Annotated in this window: 15 protein-coding genes; 4 read left to right on the top strand and 11 right to left on the bottom strand. The window is 57.9% G+C overall.

From position 1 onward, the window contains the following. Window positions 1-21: 21 nt before the first annotated feature. From IF205_RS16515 to IF205_RS16500, 4 genes are all read right to left on the bottom strand, one after another. Window positions 22-2,454: a ligase-associated DNA damage response DEXH box helicase gene (locus IF205_RS16515; protein WP_259780454.1), complete on the bottom strand. Its 2,433-nt coding sequence runs from the start codon at window positions 2,452-2,454 to the stop codon at window positions 22-24. Next, on the bottom strand, window positions 2,454-2,855 hold the full coding sequence (locus tag IF205_RS16510) for an HIT domain-containing protein (RefSeq protein WP_259780453.1): 402 nt from the start codon (window positions 2,853-2,855) through the stop codon (window positions 2,454-2,456). The genes IF205_RS16515 and IF205_RS16510 overlap by 1 nt, the downstream gene beginning before the upstream one ends. A 121-nt stretch (window positions 2,856-2,976) precedes the next feature. Further along, window positions 2,977-3,729, bottom strand: a complete 753-nt coding sequence (locus tag IF205_RS16505) for a TIGR02186 family protein (protein ID WP_259780452.1) — start codon at window positions 3,727-3,729, stop codon at window positions 2,977-2,979. Continuing rightward, a complete protein-coding gene (locus tag IF205_RS16500; RefSeq protein WP_259780451.1) occupies window positions 3,726-4,655 on the bottom strand; it encodes a sulfite exporter TauE/SafE family protein in 930 nt (309 codons plus the stop codon). The genes IF205_RS16505 and IF205_RS16500 overlap by 4 nt, the downstream gene beginning before the upstream one ends. Before the next feature lie 176 nt (window positions 4,656-4,831). Between IF205_RS16500 and IF205_RS16495 the strand changes: the two genes are divergently transcribed. Then, on the top strand, window positions 4,832-5,056 hold the full coding sequence (locus tag IF205_RS16495; RefSeq protein WP_259780450.1) for a sulfurtransferase TusA family protein: 225 nt from the start codon (window positions 4,832-4,834) through the stop codon (window positions 5,054-5,056). A gap of 27 nt (window positions 5,057-5,083) precedes the next feature. On the opposite strand, the gene IF205_RS16490 is transcribed toward IF205_RS16495, so the two are convergent. Then, window positions 5,084-5,662: a FliM/FliN family flagellar motor switch protein gene (locus IF205_RS16490; RefSeq protein WP_259780449.1), complete on the bottom strand. Its 579-nt coding sequence runs from the start codon at window positions 5,660-5,662 to the stop codon at window positions 5,084-5,086. A gap of 152 nt (window positions 5,663-5,814) precedes the next feature. On the opposite strand from IF205_RS16490, the gene IF205_RS16485 reads away from it, so the two are divergent. Beyond that, a complete protein-coding gene (locus IF205_RS16485) occupies window positions 5,815-6,780 on the top strand; it encodes a tetratricopeptide repeat protein (protein ID WP_259780448.1) in 966 nt (321 codons plus the stop codon). A gap of 40 nt (window positions 6,781-6,820) precedes the next feature. Here the strand turns inward: IF205_RS16485 and IF205_RS16480 are convergent, their stop codons facing one another. The 6 genes from IF205_RS16480 to IF205_RS16455 all read right to left on the bottom strand — a co-directional run bounded on the left by IF205_RS16480 (window position 6,821) and on the right by IF205_RS16455 (window position 11,170). After that, on the bottom strand, window positions 6,821-6,991 hold the full coding sequence (locus IF205_RS16480; protein WP_259780447.1) for a hypothetical protein: 171 nt from the start codon (window positions 6,989-6,991) through the stop codon (window positions 6,821-6,823). A gap of 420 nt (window positions 6,992-7,411) precedes the next feature. Next, window positions 7,412-7,927, bottom strand: coding sequence for an ureidoglycolate lyase (locus IF205_RS16475; RefSeq protein ID WP_259780446.1), 516 nt, complete (start codon window positions 7,925-7,927; stop codon window positions 7,412-7,414). A gap of 14 nt (window positions 7,928-7,941) precedes the next feature. Continuing rightward, the gene (gene alc, locus IF205_RS16470; protein ID WP_259780445.1) at window positions 7,942-8,949 is read right to left on the bottom strand and encodes an allantoicase; all 1,008 of its coding nucleotides are present in this window, start codon (window positions 8,947-8,949) and stop codon (window positions 7,942-7,944) included. Window positions 8,950-8,966: 17 nt separating this feature from the next. After that, entirely contained in the window at window positions 8,967-9,485 is a 519-nt protein-coding gene (gene uraD / locus IF205_RS16465) for a 2-oxo-4-hydroxy-4-carboxy-5-ureidoimidazoline decarboxylase (protein WP_259780444.1), read from the bottom strand. Between the two features lie 3 nt (window positions 9,486-9,488). After that, the gene (gene puuE / locus IF205_RS16460; RefSeq protein WP_259780443.1) at window positions 9,489-10,409 is read right to left on the bottom strand and encodes an allantoinase PuuE; all 921 of its coding nucleotides are present in this window, start codon (window positions 10,407-10,409) and stop codon (window positions 9,489-9,491) included. Window positions 10,410-10,453: 44 nt separating this feature from the next. Then, window positions 10,454-11,170 carry a GntR family transcriptional regulator gene (locus IF205_RS16455; protein WP_259780442.1) on the bottom strand — a complete coding sequence of 239 codons (717 nt, stop codon included), beginning with the start codon at window positions 11,168-11,170 and terminating at the stop codon, window positions 10,454-10,456. Between the two features lie 379 nt (window positions 11,171-11,549). Here IF205_RS16455 and uraH point away from each other — a divergent pair, with 379 nt between their 5' ends. Next, window positions 11,550-11,900, top strand: coding sequence for a hydroxyisourate hydrolase (uraH, locus tag IF205_RS16450; protein WP_259780441.1), 351 nt, complete (start codon window positions 11,550-11,552; stop codon window positions 11,898-11,900). A gap of 106 nt (window positions 11,901-12,006) precedes the next feature. Further along, window positions 12,007-13,341, top strand: coding sequence for a uracil-xanthine permease family protein (locus tag IF205_RS16445; protein ID WP_259780440.1), 1,335 nt, complete (start codon window positions 12,007-12,009; stop codon window positions 13,339-13,341). Window position 13,342 lies beyond the last annotated feature (1 nt).

Raw genomic sequence — 13,342 nt, 5'->3', positions numbered from 1 at the left:
GAATGGCTTTAGCGTTTCAGCTTAGAACAGGGAACGCGTATTCTCCAAGCCCGCCATGGCTTCTTCGATCAATTCATTGGCATTCTCGGCCAGCAGTTCGTCAATGGCATCGTCACCGACATATTCCCTGCCGATTTCCAGCAGGATCGGCACGGCAAGTGGGGAGACCCTGTCCAGCCGCCGGTGGGTGATTTTGCCTTTGATCCGTTTCAGGAAACCGCCCAGACGGTGGATGTCGGTCAGCCCGGAAGCCGCATCCGCGCGCGTGGCGCGCAGAAGAATATGGTCCGGTTCATGCTCCCGCAAAACATCATAGATCAGGTCGGAACTGACGGTCACCTGACGCCCGGATTTTTCCTGCCCTGGATATTTCCGCTCGATCAAACCGGCAATCACCGCCGCATTTTTGAACGTACGTCGCAGAAGCGAGGATTCCGCCATCCATTCCTCCAGGTCATCGCCCAGCATATCCTCCGAGAAAAGCTCCCCCAGGTTCCGGGGGGCATGCAGCCCCCATACGGCGATTACATAATCGCTGGCGACAAAGCCCAAAGGCGACAGGCCCATACGTTCCATCCGGCGTGTCAGGAGCATGCCCAATGTCTGATGGGCGTTGCGCCCGGCAAAGCAATAGGCAACCAGATATTCCTTCTGGTTGCGGGGAAAGCTTTCCACCAGCAAGCCGTCCTTCTTGGGCAGGACCGAACACCACTGCTGAATACGCAGCCATTCCGCCACCTGCGGGGGCAGGTCCTGCCAGTGGCTGGGGTCGGCCAGCATTTCCCTGACCCGATCTGACAGATGGGTCGTGAAGGGCAGGCGGCCTCCCATATATTGCGGAATTTTGGGGGCGTCGCCTGCAGCACGGCTACAAAGGACTGTCAGCTCGCGGATACCTTCGAAACGAAGCAGATTACCGGCGAAGATGAAACTGTCGCCTTCTTCCAGGCCGTTGACGAAATACTCCTCGATTTCGCCCAGAACAGGGCCGCCCCGCAGGCGTACTTTCAGTGTGGTTTCCTCCACGATGGTGCCGATATTCATGCGGTGCCGCTGTGCCACCTTGGGGGAGGTGATCTCATACCGGTCGCTGGAGGTCAGGAAGAGGCGCTTGTAACGGTCATAGGCCTTCAGGGCATAGCCGCCGTCCATCACAAATCGCAGGACATCGTCGAAGGTCTGGCGGTCCAGTGCTGCATAGGGGGCGGCCTTGGTCACTTCGCTATAAATCTCGTCCGCCGTGAAGGGCTTTGAACAGGCAAGGCCCAGAATATGCTGGGCCAGAACATCCAGCCCGCCGGGCCGCGGCGGGGCGCCGTCCAGGGTACCTTCCTCGACACCGTCAATGGCCGCACGGCATTCCAGCACTTCAAAGCGATTGGCGGGCACAAGCAGGGCGCGGCTGGGCGTGTTCAACTGGTGCCCGGCACGGCCTATCCTCTGGATCAGGCGGCTGACGCCCTTCGGCGGGCCGATCTGGATGACAAGGTCTACGGCGGCCCAGTCGATACCGAGATCAAGGGACGAGGTGGCGACAACGGCGCGCAGGTCGCCGCGCGCCATGGCGGCCTCCACTTTGCGGCGCTGTTCCCGGGCGAGGCTGCCATGATGCAGGGCGATGGGCAGGGCGTCCTCGTTCAGATGCCAAAGTTCCTGAAAGACCAGTTCCGCCTGCGCACGCGTGTTCACGAACAGGATTGCGGTCCGCACATGGCGCAGTTCCTCATAAACCTCAGGCAGGGCATGCAGGCCGTAATGGCCGGACCAGGGCAACTCCTCTTTGGTCGTCAGCAGGGAAACCTTTGCCTTCGCGCCGCCGCCGCCTTTGATGAGGTGAACATCGTCGGTCCTGGCAGTGGGGGACAACCAGGCGCGCAACTCTTCCGGCCAGGCGACTGTGGCACTCAGGCCCACCCGTCTGCACTGCGGGGCCAGCTTTTGCAGGCGTGCCATGCAAAGCGCCAGCTGGTCGCCGCGTTTGGTGCCGATCAGGGCATGTGCCTCATCGACAACGATGCATTTCAGGCTGGCAAAAATCGCATCGGCATCGTCGTATGAGATTAACAGGGCCAGTGATTCCGGGGTGGTCAGCAGAATATGCGGCGGGTTTTCCCGCTGGCGTTGACGCCGGTTGGCCGGTGTGTCGCCGGTCCGCGTTTCCAGCCGCAGGTCCAGCCCCATTTCCTGCACCGGCATTTCGAGGTTGCGGTGGATATCGACCGCCAATGCCTTGAGTGGGGAGATGTAAAGTGTATGCAGCCCCGGCGCGTTATCCTGCGATAATTCGACAAGGCTTGCCAGAAAGCCGGACAGGGTCTTGCCGCCGCCGGTCGGGGCGATCAGCAGGCTGTGTTCGCCGCGTCGGGCGGCTTCGACCATCTTCAATTGATGGGGATGCGGGCTCCATCCCCGTGACTTGAACCAGCTTGTGAAGACAGCCGGTAAACTACTCATCAGCCCAACTGATTGCGCAGGCGCGTCAGCATCTCCTCCGCCTCGTCCTCATAGGGCACGCGTTCTCCCTGGCCCCAGACCGGGCCGGGCCAGGCGTCGTCGCCGCCGTGGCGGGCGATCACATGGATATGCAATTGCGGTACAATATTACCCAGCGCGCCGATATTCATCTTTTCGGCCTTGAACTCCCGCTGCATGGCGGCGGCGATACGGTTCATTTCCGTCAGCAATTGCTGCTGGTCCTTTTGGTCCAGATCGTGCCATTCGCGGATATCTTCCCGGCGGGGAACCAGGATCACCCAGGGAAAGCGCTTGTCATCCATCAGCAACACACGGGAAAGCGACCAGTCGCGGATCAAATGTGTGTCTGCGTCCAGACGCGGGTGCAGGTCGAAGGCCATGCTTGTCTCTTGTCCTGATTGTTATGCATACCGTATCGGCAGCATAGCCAAAGGTTCGGTAAGTGCAAATAATCAAGCAGGTTATTTGCATCATGATAAAACCGGCCGGGTGCAGTTACGATCAAGTTAGCTTGCGGAAGACCCAGTTGGCCAGCAAACCGGCCAGAACCGCAACAATAATCGCGGTAACACCGTACAGGATCGAATGGATATGCGCCACGCGGAACAGATAGGCCCCGACACCCAGCTTGTTGATGAATAACGGCGTGGTCTGCGCGCTGATCACCTCGCCATCGCGCAGGAGCAGGGTTTCGACAATATAGGTGCCGGTGGGCACGTTGGATGGGAAATAGACCTTGGTGCGGAACAGCCGCCGTCCACGCCGTTCGATCAGGTCAGGGGTGACACTGTAAAGGCCCTGGCGCTGTTTGTTGCGGACAAGGGCGGTGAGGAAGGGCGCACTGTCTTCCGGGCTGACGACGTCCTTGACGGTTGCCCGCACATTGCTGGCACCCACCTGATGGCGTTTGCGGATACGCGGCGTCAGGTTATCCAGCGCCCCCTGGCTGACGCCATAGGAGTAGAAGGAAGGAACATGCTGGAATGTGACAGACTTCCGGTTCATCCAGAGGCCGAATGTCCGCTCCTTCTTGCGCACCACGACTTCTTCGGTCGGGCCGTGTGTGACGACAACGATATCGCCCTTACCGTCAACCGTGCCGAATAACAGTAACTCCGTACCGACAAAGCCGGTGGTGATCGCGACCAGATGGTCGGACAGGTCGGCCACAAGCGATTCCGCCCGGGCCGAGAGCGAGGACAGGCAGGTGATCGTGACAAAGATCACCAGAAGGCGGCACAGGCGGCGCATCATTCGATCACCTCCTGCTGCACGGTGATCGAATAGACGTCATCAGGCGGGATGACGAGGTCGTAGGCCAGTTTCAGGCAGACCAGCAGGACCATGGCGCCCAGCAGTACACGCAGTTGCTCACCATTGAGCTTTGCACCGATCTTGGAACCTGTTTGCGCGCCGATGACCGCACCGGGCAGCAACAGCATGGCCAGCACCACATCGACGGTCTGGTTCAGATAGGCCTGGAAGAAGGTGGCGTTGGCGGAGACAAAGATGATCTGGAAAAGGGAGGTGCCGATCACGACGGATGTCGGCATTCCCAACAGATAGATCATGGCCGGAACCATGACGAAACCGCCGCCAACCCCCATGATTGCGCTCAACACGCCAACGAATGCACCGACCAGAAAGGGCATGATGGCACTGATATAAAGCTTGGATTTGCGGAAGCGCATCTTGAAAGGCAGGCCGTGCAGCCAGTTATGTTCATGCAGTTTGCCGCGTTTGGCGGCACGCCCCTTGCGGCTGCGGAACAGGGCAAGCGTGCTTTCGATCAGCATCAGGCCGCCAATCACCCCCAGAAACAGGACATAGGACAGCTTGATGACAAGGTCGATCTGGCCCAACTCGCTGAGCCAGCGGAACACCCACACGCCGCCTGTCGACCCCACGATGCCGCCGATCAGCAGGACGATCCCCATCTTGATATCCACATGGCCGCGCCGGAACTGCGCCAGTGCGCCGGAAACGGATGAGGCGATAATCTGGTTTGCCTGTGTCGCGACGACAACGGGCGAGGGGATGCCAAGGAAGATCAAAAGCGGGGTCATCAGGAAACCGCCACCGACACCGAAAATCCCGGACAGAACACCAACGCCCAATCCCATGCCCAGGAGGATGAAGATATTCACCGACATTTCGGCAATCGGCAGGTAAATATGCATGAACTGGGCTCTTGGCTCCATACAGCAGCGTCGGCGGGGCCTGCGCTGATTGTAAAATCAGATGGATTCTCAACAATCTAAGTTAAATCTTTGGCCTTTTTTTTCGCGAGGTCAACCGAAGGCTGGATTTTTTGCTGTTTGACGTGATAGGGGGGAAGACAAAAGGAGCACCGAAGATGGCTGATACATTTCTGGATGCAACGGGGTTGCTTTGCCCCTTGCCCGTCCTCAAGGCCCGCAAACGTATGAAGGACCTGGCCAGCGGGGAGGTACTGACCGTGCATGCCACCGACCCCGGTGCCGAGAGAGACTTCCCGGCCTTCTGTGAGACGCAGGGCCATGAATTGATTAAGGTCGTCAAAGACGGCGACATTCTGGTTTTCGAAATCAGGAAGGGGTAACCGCCCTGTCTTAGGGGCAGGGGGCAATCAGCCCATCACACCGCGTTTGTAGACGTTGGTGATGGAAACCGCCAGCCGGTCTTCCACGACGACGACCTCGCCTTTTGCAATGGCACGACCCGCCACGCGAAGCTCGACAGGGTCGCCCACTTTCTTATCCAGTTCGATGACTGCACCACGGCCGATTTTCAGAAGATTGCTGACCTTCATATCTGCCGTGCCCAGGACTGCCGTTATATCAACGCCGATATTTTCAACGGCGCTGACACGGACATCCGGTCCGCCTGCACCGCCACCGGCTCCACTGGCACCGCCGCCGCCGGAACCACCTGACCCGCCTGCGCCACCACCACTGTCCGCGCGTTCGGCTTGCTCTGCGGCCATGGCGGCCGCCATATCCATGTCATCCAGGTCGGCGTCGAAATCGTCATCGTCGCCTGCGGCTGCGCGTTCGGCCTGTTCTGCGGCAATTGCCGCAGCCATATCCATTTCGTCCATGTCATCGCCATCGTCGCCGCCCGCAGCAGCAGTTTCACGCTCTGCCTGCTCTGCGGCGATTGCGGCTGCCATATCGTCTTCGTCGAAATTGTCGTCGTCGTCGGCCATGATCGGACGTCCTTTAGGCACATGGAACGGTTACTGCATTATAAATATCGCGATTCGAATTGCGGACCAAGTCTTATTGCCGCCGCAATTGCCGGATAAGTGCGGTTAAGGTTATGCTGTGCCGTGTTTTTTCCAAGAAGACTTTACATGATATGCCGCTGCGTTTTGCGATCTTTCTGACAACTGCTCTCTGGGCTTTGACGTCGTCCGCCGCTTGGGCCGATGAGACCCTTCAAACACTGATGGATAAGGCGCGCCACGGTGATGCGCAGGCGCAGGTGGATCTCGCCAAGCGCTATGAGGAAGGTGAGGGCGTCGACCAAAGCGACAGCAAGGCCGCGGAATGGTTTCAGGTGGCCGCGAATCAGGGGCAGGCGGAGGCGCAGTATTACCTGGGCTGGATGTATGCCAACGGATACGGTCTGCCGCAGGACAGGGTTCAGGCCATGATCTGGTTTGAACTTAGTGCCGCGCAGGGAAACAAGGATGCCGCTGACCTGAAAATGGCGACAATGCGTGAGATGTCGGCGGAAGAACTGGCAGATTTGCGCGGTCGGCAGGCCGCCCCGGAAAACGGCGCCACGACACCGGAGATTGTCATCTCGCCGGAATTGGCTGACTTCAACTTCCTGGAGGTGCGTCGCGGCTACAATCGGGATGGGGCGACCAAGCAATGGATGGATGCGCTGTTGCTTCTGGCGCGCCGCGGCTTTCCCGGTGCGCAAAACCTGCTGGGGTTTCACCTGTTGAAGACAGCAAGCGGTGACAAGGCCGAGGCGATGCGGCAGGAGGCCATGCGCTGGTTCCTGGCGTCCGCCCGCCAGGCTTATGCGGCGGGTGCCTATAATCTGGGTGTCAGCTTTATGGAAGGTCGGGGCATCAAACGCGACATGTTTTCCGCCGTACGCTGGTTTGAGATCGCGAAGGCATCTTTGCCGACGGACCGCCCGGCGGACTATAATCAGGCCGCATCCCTGTTCAGGGAAGCCGCGGAATATCACCACATGGATGTTTATGATGCCGCACGGCAGGGATATCTCAGTGCCTCCACCCAATTGGGGGAGTTGATTGAAATGCGGCTTACAGAAGCAAAAGCCCGCCGCAATCTTAAGGATTGAACGGCGGGCTTTTGGAAACGCTGAGAATCAGCCGACAGCGTTAGGCAGCCAGGGAAGAATCGTTCCAGGCGCTGGTCTGTTTGCAGTTGGAGCAAATACGCTCACCGGGCCAGGAGCTCTTGAAGTCGTTCCGGCACATCAGGCATTTACGCGGCTTGGCTTCGTATTTGCGGTCGGACTGCGGCTTCTTGTTCTTTTCGGAATCGCTCACGGTCTTTTCCTTTCTTATCTTTCGCTCAACATTCCCATTCTCATACCGTCATATGAAATAGGTGCGGCCTGAAAAAAAGCAACGCATCTTTCTGCATAGCCATCCAGCTTTTTTGCATGGGGTGGCTCGCGGACGTGAACGGGCAACCAAATTCTTAAAATTATTCGGTGGCGGTCTGGGAAAGCCTGAACGCATCCTGTCAAAAGACAAATCAGCAGCAAGGCGCAAAGCGCATATTCCTACTACTTTGGATACGGAGAACGAGGAACGGAAAACCGTTCGACGCGGAGGCTCTAGGCCCGACACCTGGAGAGGTTATAAGCCATAACCAGATTCAGAATTCAAGAAAAATCGTCATCCATTTTGTGCATTGCGACATTGCGTATTCTGCAACGGTAGATTGGTAGGGATGTTGCCACCTTACCTGTCGGCACCTGGCAGGACGATTTCCAGGTCGTCGTCGAAATAGTATTCGATGCAGTTGTTGCCTTCGCCGCCGCGGTCGACCACCATAAAATCACTGACTGTTTCCAGTGCCAGCACCGGATGATGCCATACGCCTTTGTGGTAATTCACGCCCTGGCGTCCGCTGGCGAGAAAGGCCTGCAGATCATCCGGCCGGACTTCGTCGGTTCCGGGCCGTGCAACCAGCACCAGATAGGGCCGGTTATCCAGCGGGATAAAGGCCTGGCTGCCCATCGGGTGATGTTCCATCAGCCGGATTCGCAACGGATAGTCCAGTGGCGTTGCCCGGAAGATGTTGATCAGGGTCCGCCCACCGCCGTCAATGACATCCACTTTCGCCAGATCATGGAAGCGTTCCGTACTGCCATTGTTGATGGTGAAATGGTTCGCACCTTCGGTTTCGATGACATCGCCATAGGGGGCGAAGGCCTCGCGGGTCAAGGGGCGAATGGTCAGATGGTGGACGGACATGGATCAACCTCTCCTTATTCGGTCGGCCGGCCAAACAGGCGCAGGCGGCTGACCCCGCCATCGGGATGAATGTTCAGGCGCACATGGGTGATGGGGCCGACTTTCTGCACTTCCTCTTCGAAGTAGTGCTGTTTATCCATTTCCATTTTTTGCGGCGGCAGCAGTGTTTTCCAATAGATAGACTGGCTGATCAGGGCGTCTTCCGTGCCCCAGTCCACAAAGGCGGCCTGGATGGAGACCTGGTCCGGGAAGTTGCCTTTGAAATGGGCGGTATCGACCTCGATCTTCTCGATTTCCCCGGCGTGGCCAAGGGCGATGATACACCAGTCATTGCCCGGTTCGCGGCGGCGGCGGGTTTCCCAGCCATCGCCCATGTTAAGCCCGCGGCCCGGTGCCAGAAGGTTATCCGGCACGCCGAAATGGGCATCGTTGGCCATGATCGCGCGGCCGCCGTTGACGGTGGCGGCCAGATCGACCAATTGGCTCTTGTCGCGACCGCTCCAGTCCACCTGGGGGATGCCGTAAACGCGTAGGCGCGCAATACCGCCATCGGGGTAGATGTTCACCCGCAGATGTGTCCAGCTTCCGTCGCTGCTGACCGGTAGGAAATGATGTGTATCGCCCTGGAGATTGGTGGCGGGCAGGATTTCGGTCCAGACCGCATCGTCACCCGGCATCTCGCTGTCGCTGACGCAGGCGTCGATAGAGGTCGCGGGCGCATAGTTACCGGTGAAATGAGACGTGTCGATATCGAAGCCCTGAATGACACCTTTGAGGCCAAGTTTGACAATAGAGTAGTCATAACCTTCGCCGCGTTTGCGGCGGCTTTCCCAGCCGTCCATCCACTTGCCGTTATCGTCATATTTGTCGGGAATGAAGACTGCGGGCTGTGGCTGCAGCATCCGTTCAACGGGCGCAAAGAAATCATCGGTGGCGAAAACGGCTTTCGCACCAAGACGGGTCTGCGCCAGGTTGATGCAGCGTTTGGCGAATTCGGGCAGGTCTGACGTTATGTTGCTCATATGCGTGTTTTCCAATCTCAGAGATCGTTCAGGCGCAAAAGCGCAATTCGGTTGATCTGGTCCAGCGCAGTCTGGAATTCGACAGCCTCGTCATGCTCCAGGCGTGTCTCGAAAGCATCCAGGATTTCACTGCGGTGGCGGCCTTTGACCGCCATGATGAAGGGGAAGCCGAATTTTTCCTTATAGGCTTCGTTCAGTCGCGTGAACTTCTCGAACTCCTCCGCGCTGCACTGGTCCAGTCCTGCGCTGGCCTGCTCGCCGGTGGAGGCCTGGGTCAACTTGCCCGCCATGGCGGCCTTGCCTGCCAGATCGGGGTGGGCGTTGATCAGGTCCAGTTGCTCGGCTCGGGTGGCTTCGGCCAGCACCTCCGCCATGGTCGCGGCGAGGGCCTCGATCCGGTCGTGTTCGGCGGTGACGCCTTTTTCCCAGCTTCGTTCTGCCACCCAGGGGGAATGTTCATAAATGCCGCCAAAGACAGCCATAAACTGCGCCTTGTCCATCTGGCTGGGCGCGTCGGTAAAAGTCTTGCCGGTCATGATCTACCCCTGAAATGGATGGTTCTCGTGCCAATGGCGCGCGATGTCGATACGGCGGCAGAACCAGACGTCTTCATGGCTGCGCACATGCTCCAGAAAGCGTTTCAGCGCCTGGAAGCGCCCGGGGCGTCCGACCAGCCGACAATGCATACCGATCGACATCATGCGCGGGGTTTCGGCCCCTTCTTCGTAAAGCGTGTCGAAACTGTCGCGCAAATAGGTGAAGAACTGATCGCCGCTGTTGAAGCCCTGCGGGGAGGCAAAGCGCATATCGTTGACGTCCAGCGTGTAGGGCACCACCAGATGCGGTTCGCCGTCGGGGCGGGTGACCCAGAAGGGCAGGTCGTCGTTATAGTCGTCGGCATCATAGAGGAAGCCGCCTTCCTCCATCACGATCCGGCGGGTGTTGGGGCTCGTGCGGCCCGTATACCAGCCAAGCGGACGCTCGCCGGTCACCGACTTGATGATCTCGATTGCCTTGTAGAGATGCTCGCGCTCGATTTCTTCGGGCACATATTGATAATCGATCCAGCGATAACCGTGACTGCAAATCTCATGGCCCGCTTCCAGGACCGCATCCGCCACGGCTGGGTTGCGTTGCAGCGCCATGGCGACCGCGAATACGGTGATCGGGATGTTAAGCTCCTTGAACAGTTTCAGGACCCGCCAGACCCCGACGCGGCTGCCATATTCATAGATTGATTCCATGCTCATATGACGCACGCCTTCGCGCATGTCTGCCCCGACAATCTCCGACAGGAAGGCCTCGGAGGCGCGGTCGCCGTGCAGGATGCAGTTTTCGCCACCTTCCTCGTAATTGAGGACGAATTGGACCGCGACCCGTGCGCCGCCGGGCCAGTTGGCCTTGGGCGGGGTGGGGCCGTAACCGATAAGGTCTCTCGGATAGTCCTGTTCAATGGTCATTGTAGGCTCACCTTTGTGGTTCTTATTCTTATTGGCCGATGGGCTCAGGCGGCGTCTTCCGTCGCGCGGGCCGTGCCGATATTGGAGAAGATCGCCTTCAGGTCCGGCGTGCTTTCCTCTTCATCCAGGTTGAGTTTGTCCTCGCAGGCGCGGATGTGATGTTCCATCAGCGAGACGGCTTTATCCGCGTCGCCGGACTGGATCGCTTTCACAAGGTCCTCATGGTCATGATGGGTGCAGATGACATTGCCCGGTGTTTCATACTGGGCAATGATCAGCGACGTTCGCGTCACGAGTTCCTTCAGATAGCCTGCAAGGGTTTCATTGCCTGCAATCTCCGCCAGTTTCATATGGAATTCGCCGGACATGCGGATGCCACCGCTTCGGTCGCCGCGTTCATAGCAGGCGTCTTCGGCCTCGATCAGGTCGTGCAACTCATGGGCCGCCTCATCATTGATTCTGGCACAGGCAAGCCGTGTTACGCCGCGTTCCACCAGACGGCGTGCCTCGAACACATCCTTGGCTTCTTCGATTGTGGGGGCGGCGACCATGGCCCCGCGGTTAGGACGGATATCCACGACCCGTTCATGTGAGAGACGTTGCAGCACCTTGCGGACGACTGTGCGGCTGACACCAAAGATTTCACCCATCGCGTCTTCTGCCAGTTTCGTGCCGGGCGCCAGGCGTTGTTCCAGAATGGCGTCGAAGACCTCCTGGTAAATCCATTCATCCTGATTGCGTTTGCGTGGGCGTTTGCTCATACGGTTTGTCCGCTCCGAATTGCGTATAGATATTGTATCCAGTTTCGTATGATTATGTATCCAATAAATCATTCGGTCAACATGGTTGTGAGAAAGAACATATAATCAAGCGGGATTTGTTCTGTACTAAAGTTTCACACTATACGGTTCCGTGATGATTTGGATTGCTGTGGTAGGTGGGGAATGGCTGCTCTGGCAAAAATTATTGTGTTTAATGTATTGATAAGGCGTGTGGATTCGGTATTGAACACAATGATGGTAATTTTTTGTGTACACAATTTTGAACAATGTGACATAATGACACCCGTGATCAGGTCAATTCCGACGCGATCAGGTGAATAATATACCGCCGTAAGGCACAGGATGGATGAGGAGAAATATGGGGCGTCTCACTACGCATGTTTTGGATACAGCGCTTGGATGTCCAGGTAAGGGGATCCGGATCGAGTTGTTTTCGGTGGATGGTGGCCGTGAAAAGCTGACCGAAGTCGTGACCAATGATGACGGGCGTTGCGACGGGCCGATTCTGGAGGGCGATGCCTTCAAGGCTGGTGTCTATGAATTGGTCTTCCATGCGGGCGACTATTTCGACGAAAGCGGACAGGACCTGCCATCGCCGAAATTTCTGGACGAGGTTGTGATCCGGTTCGGGATTGCCGCGCCGGGTGAGCATTATCACGTGCCCCTTTTGATTTCTCCTTTTGCATTCTCGACCTATCGCGGCAGCTGATCTGCCATAGTCGATATTGACGGTCTCGCAAGCCGTGGCGGCGTATCCAAAATAATAAAGCAGGCGCCGCTGCATGGGAAATATTGTGCTAACGACAGGGAGGCACATGATGGCGAGTGAAGAAATTGCAGTATCCGAGCCGATGGAGACGGGTAACAACAGTTCCGTCGAATACAAACCGTCCGTTCGGGAAGGTATCGTGCTGGGTGTGCAGCATGTGTTGGCAATGTTTGCCGGCAACGTGACTGTGCCGATCATCGTTGCCGGGGTGCTGGGGGCGACTGTCGATGAAAAGGTGTTCCTGATCCAGGCGGCCATGTTTGTTGCCGGGATTGCAACCCTGGTTCAGACTATCGGCGTCGGTCCCGTGGGGGCAAGGCTGCCCGTCGTACAAGGCACGAGTTTCGGTTTTCTGCCGATAGCCCTGCCGATCGCCAAGGCGGGCGGATTAAGCGCCGTTTTCGGTGGCGCCATTGTCTGCGGTGTTGTGCAGATGATCCTGGGCTTTTTCATGAATTCGCTGCGCCGTTTCTTTCCGGCGGTGGTTTCCGGCACGGTGGTGACGACAATCGGCATCATGCTGCTACCCACGGGCATTAAATATGCGGCAGGCGGGGCGCATATGCCGGATGATTTCGGCGCGCTGAACCACTGGGGGCTGGCCTTGCTGGTCATTGCCATTGCACTGGGCCTGCATCAATTCGTGAAAGGTTTCTTTGCTGCGGCGTCTATCCTCATCGCAATTATTGTGGGTTATCTGGTTGCGATTCCGATGGGGATGGTTGATTTCGGCCGCGTGGCAGGTGCTGCCTGGTTCGAACTGCCCAAGCCATTGGCCTATGGCCTGGATTTCCCGGTGGCCGCCGTGGTCAGCATGGTAATCATGGCTTTTGTCACCACGATGGAATCGGTTGGAGATATCTCCGGTATCACCATGGGGGGTGCCAAGCGCGAACCGACCAAGCGGGAGCTGTCCGGCGGTATCATGGGGGACGGCTTCGGCACTTTCCTGGCCGGATTCCTCAATGCGCTGCCAAATACGACCTACAGCCAGAATGTCGGGCTGGTCGCCTATACCGGCGTGATGAGCCGTCATGTGGTGACCTATGGCGGTGTCTTCCTGATCCTGGCGGGCCTGTTTCCCAAGCTGGGCGCGGTTGTGGGTGTGATGCCCAATGCAGTTCTGGGCGGGGCGGCGATTGTCATGTTCGGCATGATCGTCTCCGCCGGGATCAAGCTGCTGGCCTCCTGTGACCTGAACCGTCGCAATATGCTGATCATTGCCATGTCGCTATCGGCCGCAATCGGCTTGGCGCAAGTGCCCGAGGCACTTTCTTCGCTCGACGCCAATCTGGCGATTGTTCTGAAATCCGGGGTTATCCCCGCAGGGTTCGTCTCCCTGATCCTGAATTTAATCCTGCCGAAAGAAGAAAAGGCTTAGA

The organism is Aestuariispira ectoiniformans, from assembly GCF_025136295.1.
Classification (GTDB): domain Bacteria; phylum Pseudomonadota; class Alphaproteobacteria; order UBA8366; family Aestuariispiraceae; genus Aestuariispira_A; species Aestuariispira_A ectoiniformans.
This window is presented reverse-complemented; position numbering and strand designations above follow the sequence as displayed.

Excerpts from the sequence above, each read along its gene's own strand:
- IF205_RS16515 (WP_259780454.1), bottom strand. The coding sequence starts at position 2,454 with ATGAGTAGTTTACCGGCTGTCTTCACAAGCTGGTTCAAGTCACGGGGA.
- IF205_RS16510 (WP_259780453.1), bottom strand. The coding sequence starts at position 2,855 with ATGGCCTTCGACCTGCACCCGCGTCTGGACGCAGACACACATTTGATC.
- IF205_RS16505 (WP_259780452.1), bottom strand. The coding sequence starts at position 3,729 with ATGATGCGCCGCCTGTGCCGCCTTCTGGTGATCTTTGTCACGATCACC.
- IF205_RS16500 (WP_259780451.1), bottom strand. The coding sequence starts at position 4,655 with ATGCATATTTACCTGCCGATTGCCGAAATGTCGGTGAATATCTTCATC.
- IF205_RS16495 (WP_259780450.1), top strand. The coding sequence starts at position 4,832 with ATGGCTGATACATTTCTGGATGCAACGGGGTTGCTTTGCCCCTTGCCC.
- IF205_RS16490 (WP_259780449.1), bottom strand. The coding sequence starts at position 5,662 with ATGGCCGACGACGACGACAATTTCGACGAAGACGATATGGCAGCCGCA.
- IF205_RS16485 (WP_259780448.1), top strand. The coding sequence starts at position 5,815 with ATGCCGCTGCGTTTTGCGATCTTTCTGACAACTGCTCTCTGGGCTTTG.
- IF205_RS16475 (WP_259780446.1), bottom strand. The coding sequence starts at position 7,927 with ATGTCCGTCCACCATCTGACCATTCGCCCCTTGACCCGCGAGGCCTTC.
- alc (WP_259780445.1), bottom strand. The coding sequence starts at position 8,949 with ATGAGCAACATAACGTCAGACCTGCCCGAATTCGCCAAACGCTGCATC.
- uraD (WP_259780444.1), bottom strand. The coding sequence starts at position 9,485 with ATGACCGGCAAGACTTTTACCGACGCGCCCAGCCAGATGGACAAGGCG.
- puuE (WP_259780443.1), bottom strand. The coding sequence starts at position 10,409 with ATGACCATTGAACAGGACTATCCGAGAGACCTTATCGGTTACGGCCCC.
- IF205_RS16455 (WP_259780442.1), bottom strand. The coding sequence starts at position 11,170 with ATGAGCAAACGCCCACGCAAACGCAATCAGGATGAATGGATTTACCAG.
- uraH (WP_259780441.1), top strand. The coding sequence starts at position 11,550 with ATGGGGCGTCTCACTACGCATGTTTTGGATACAGCGCTTGGATGTCCA.
- IF205_RS16445 (WP_259780440.1), top strand. The coding sequence starts at position 12,007 with ATGATGGCGAGTGAAGAAATTGCAGTATCCGAGCCGATGGAGACGGGT.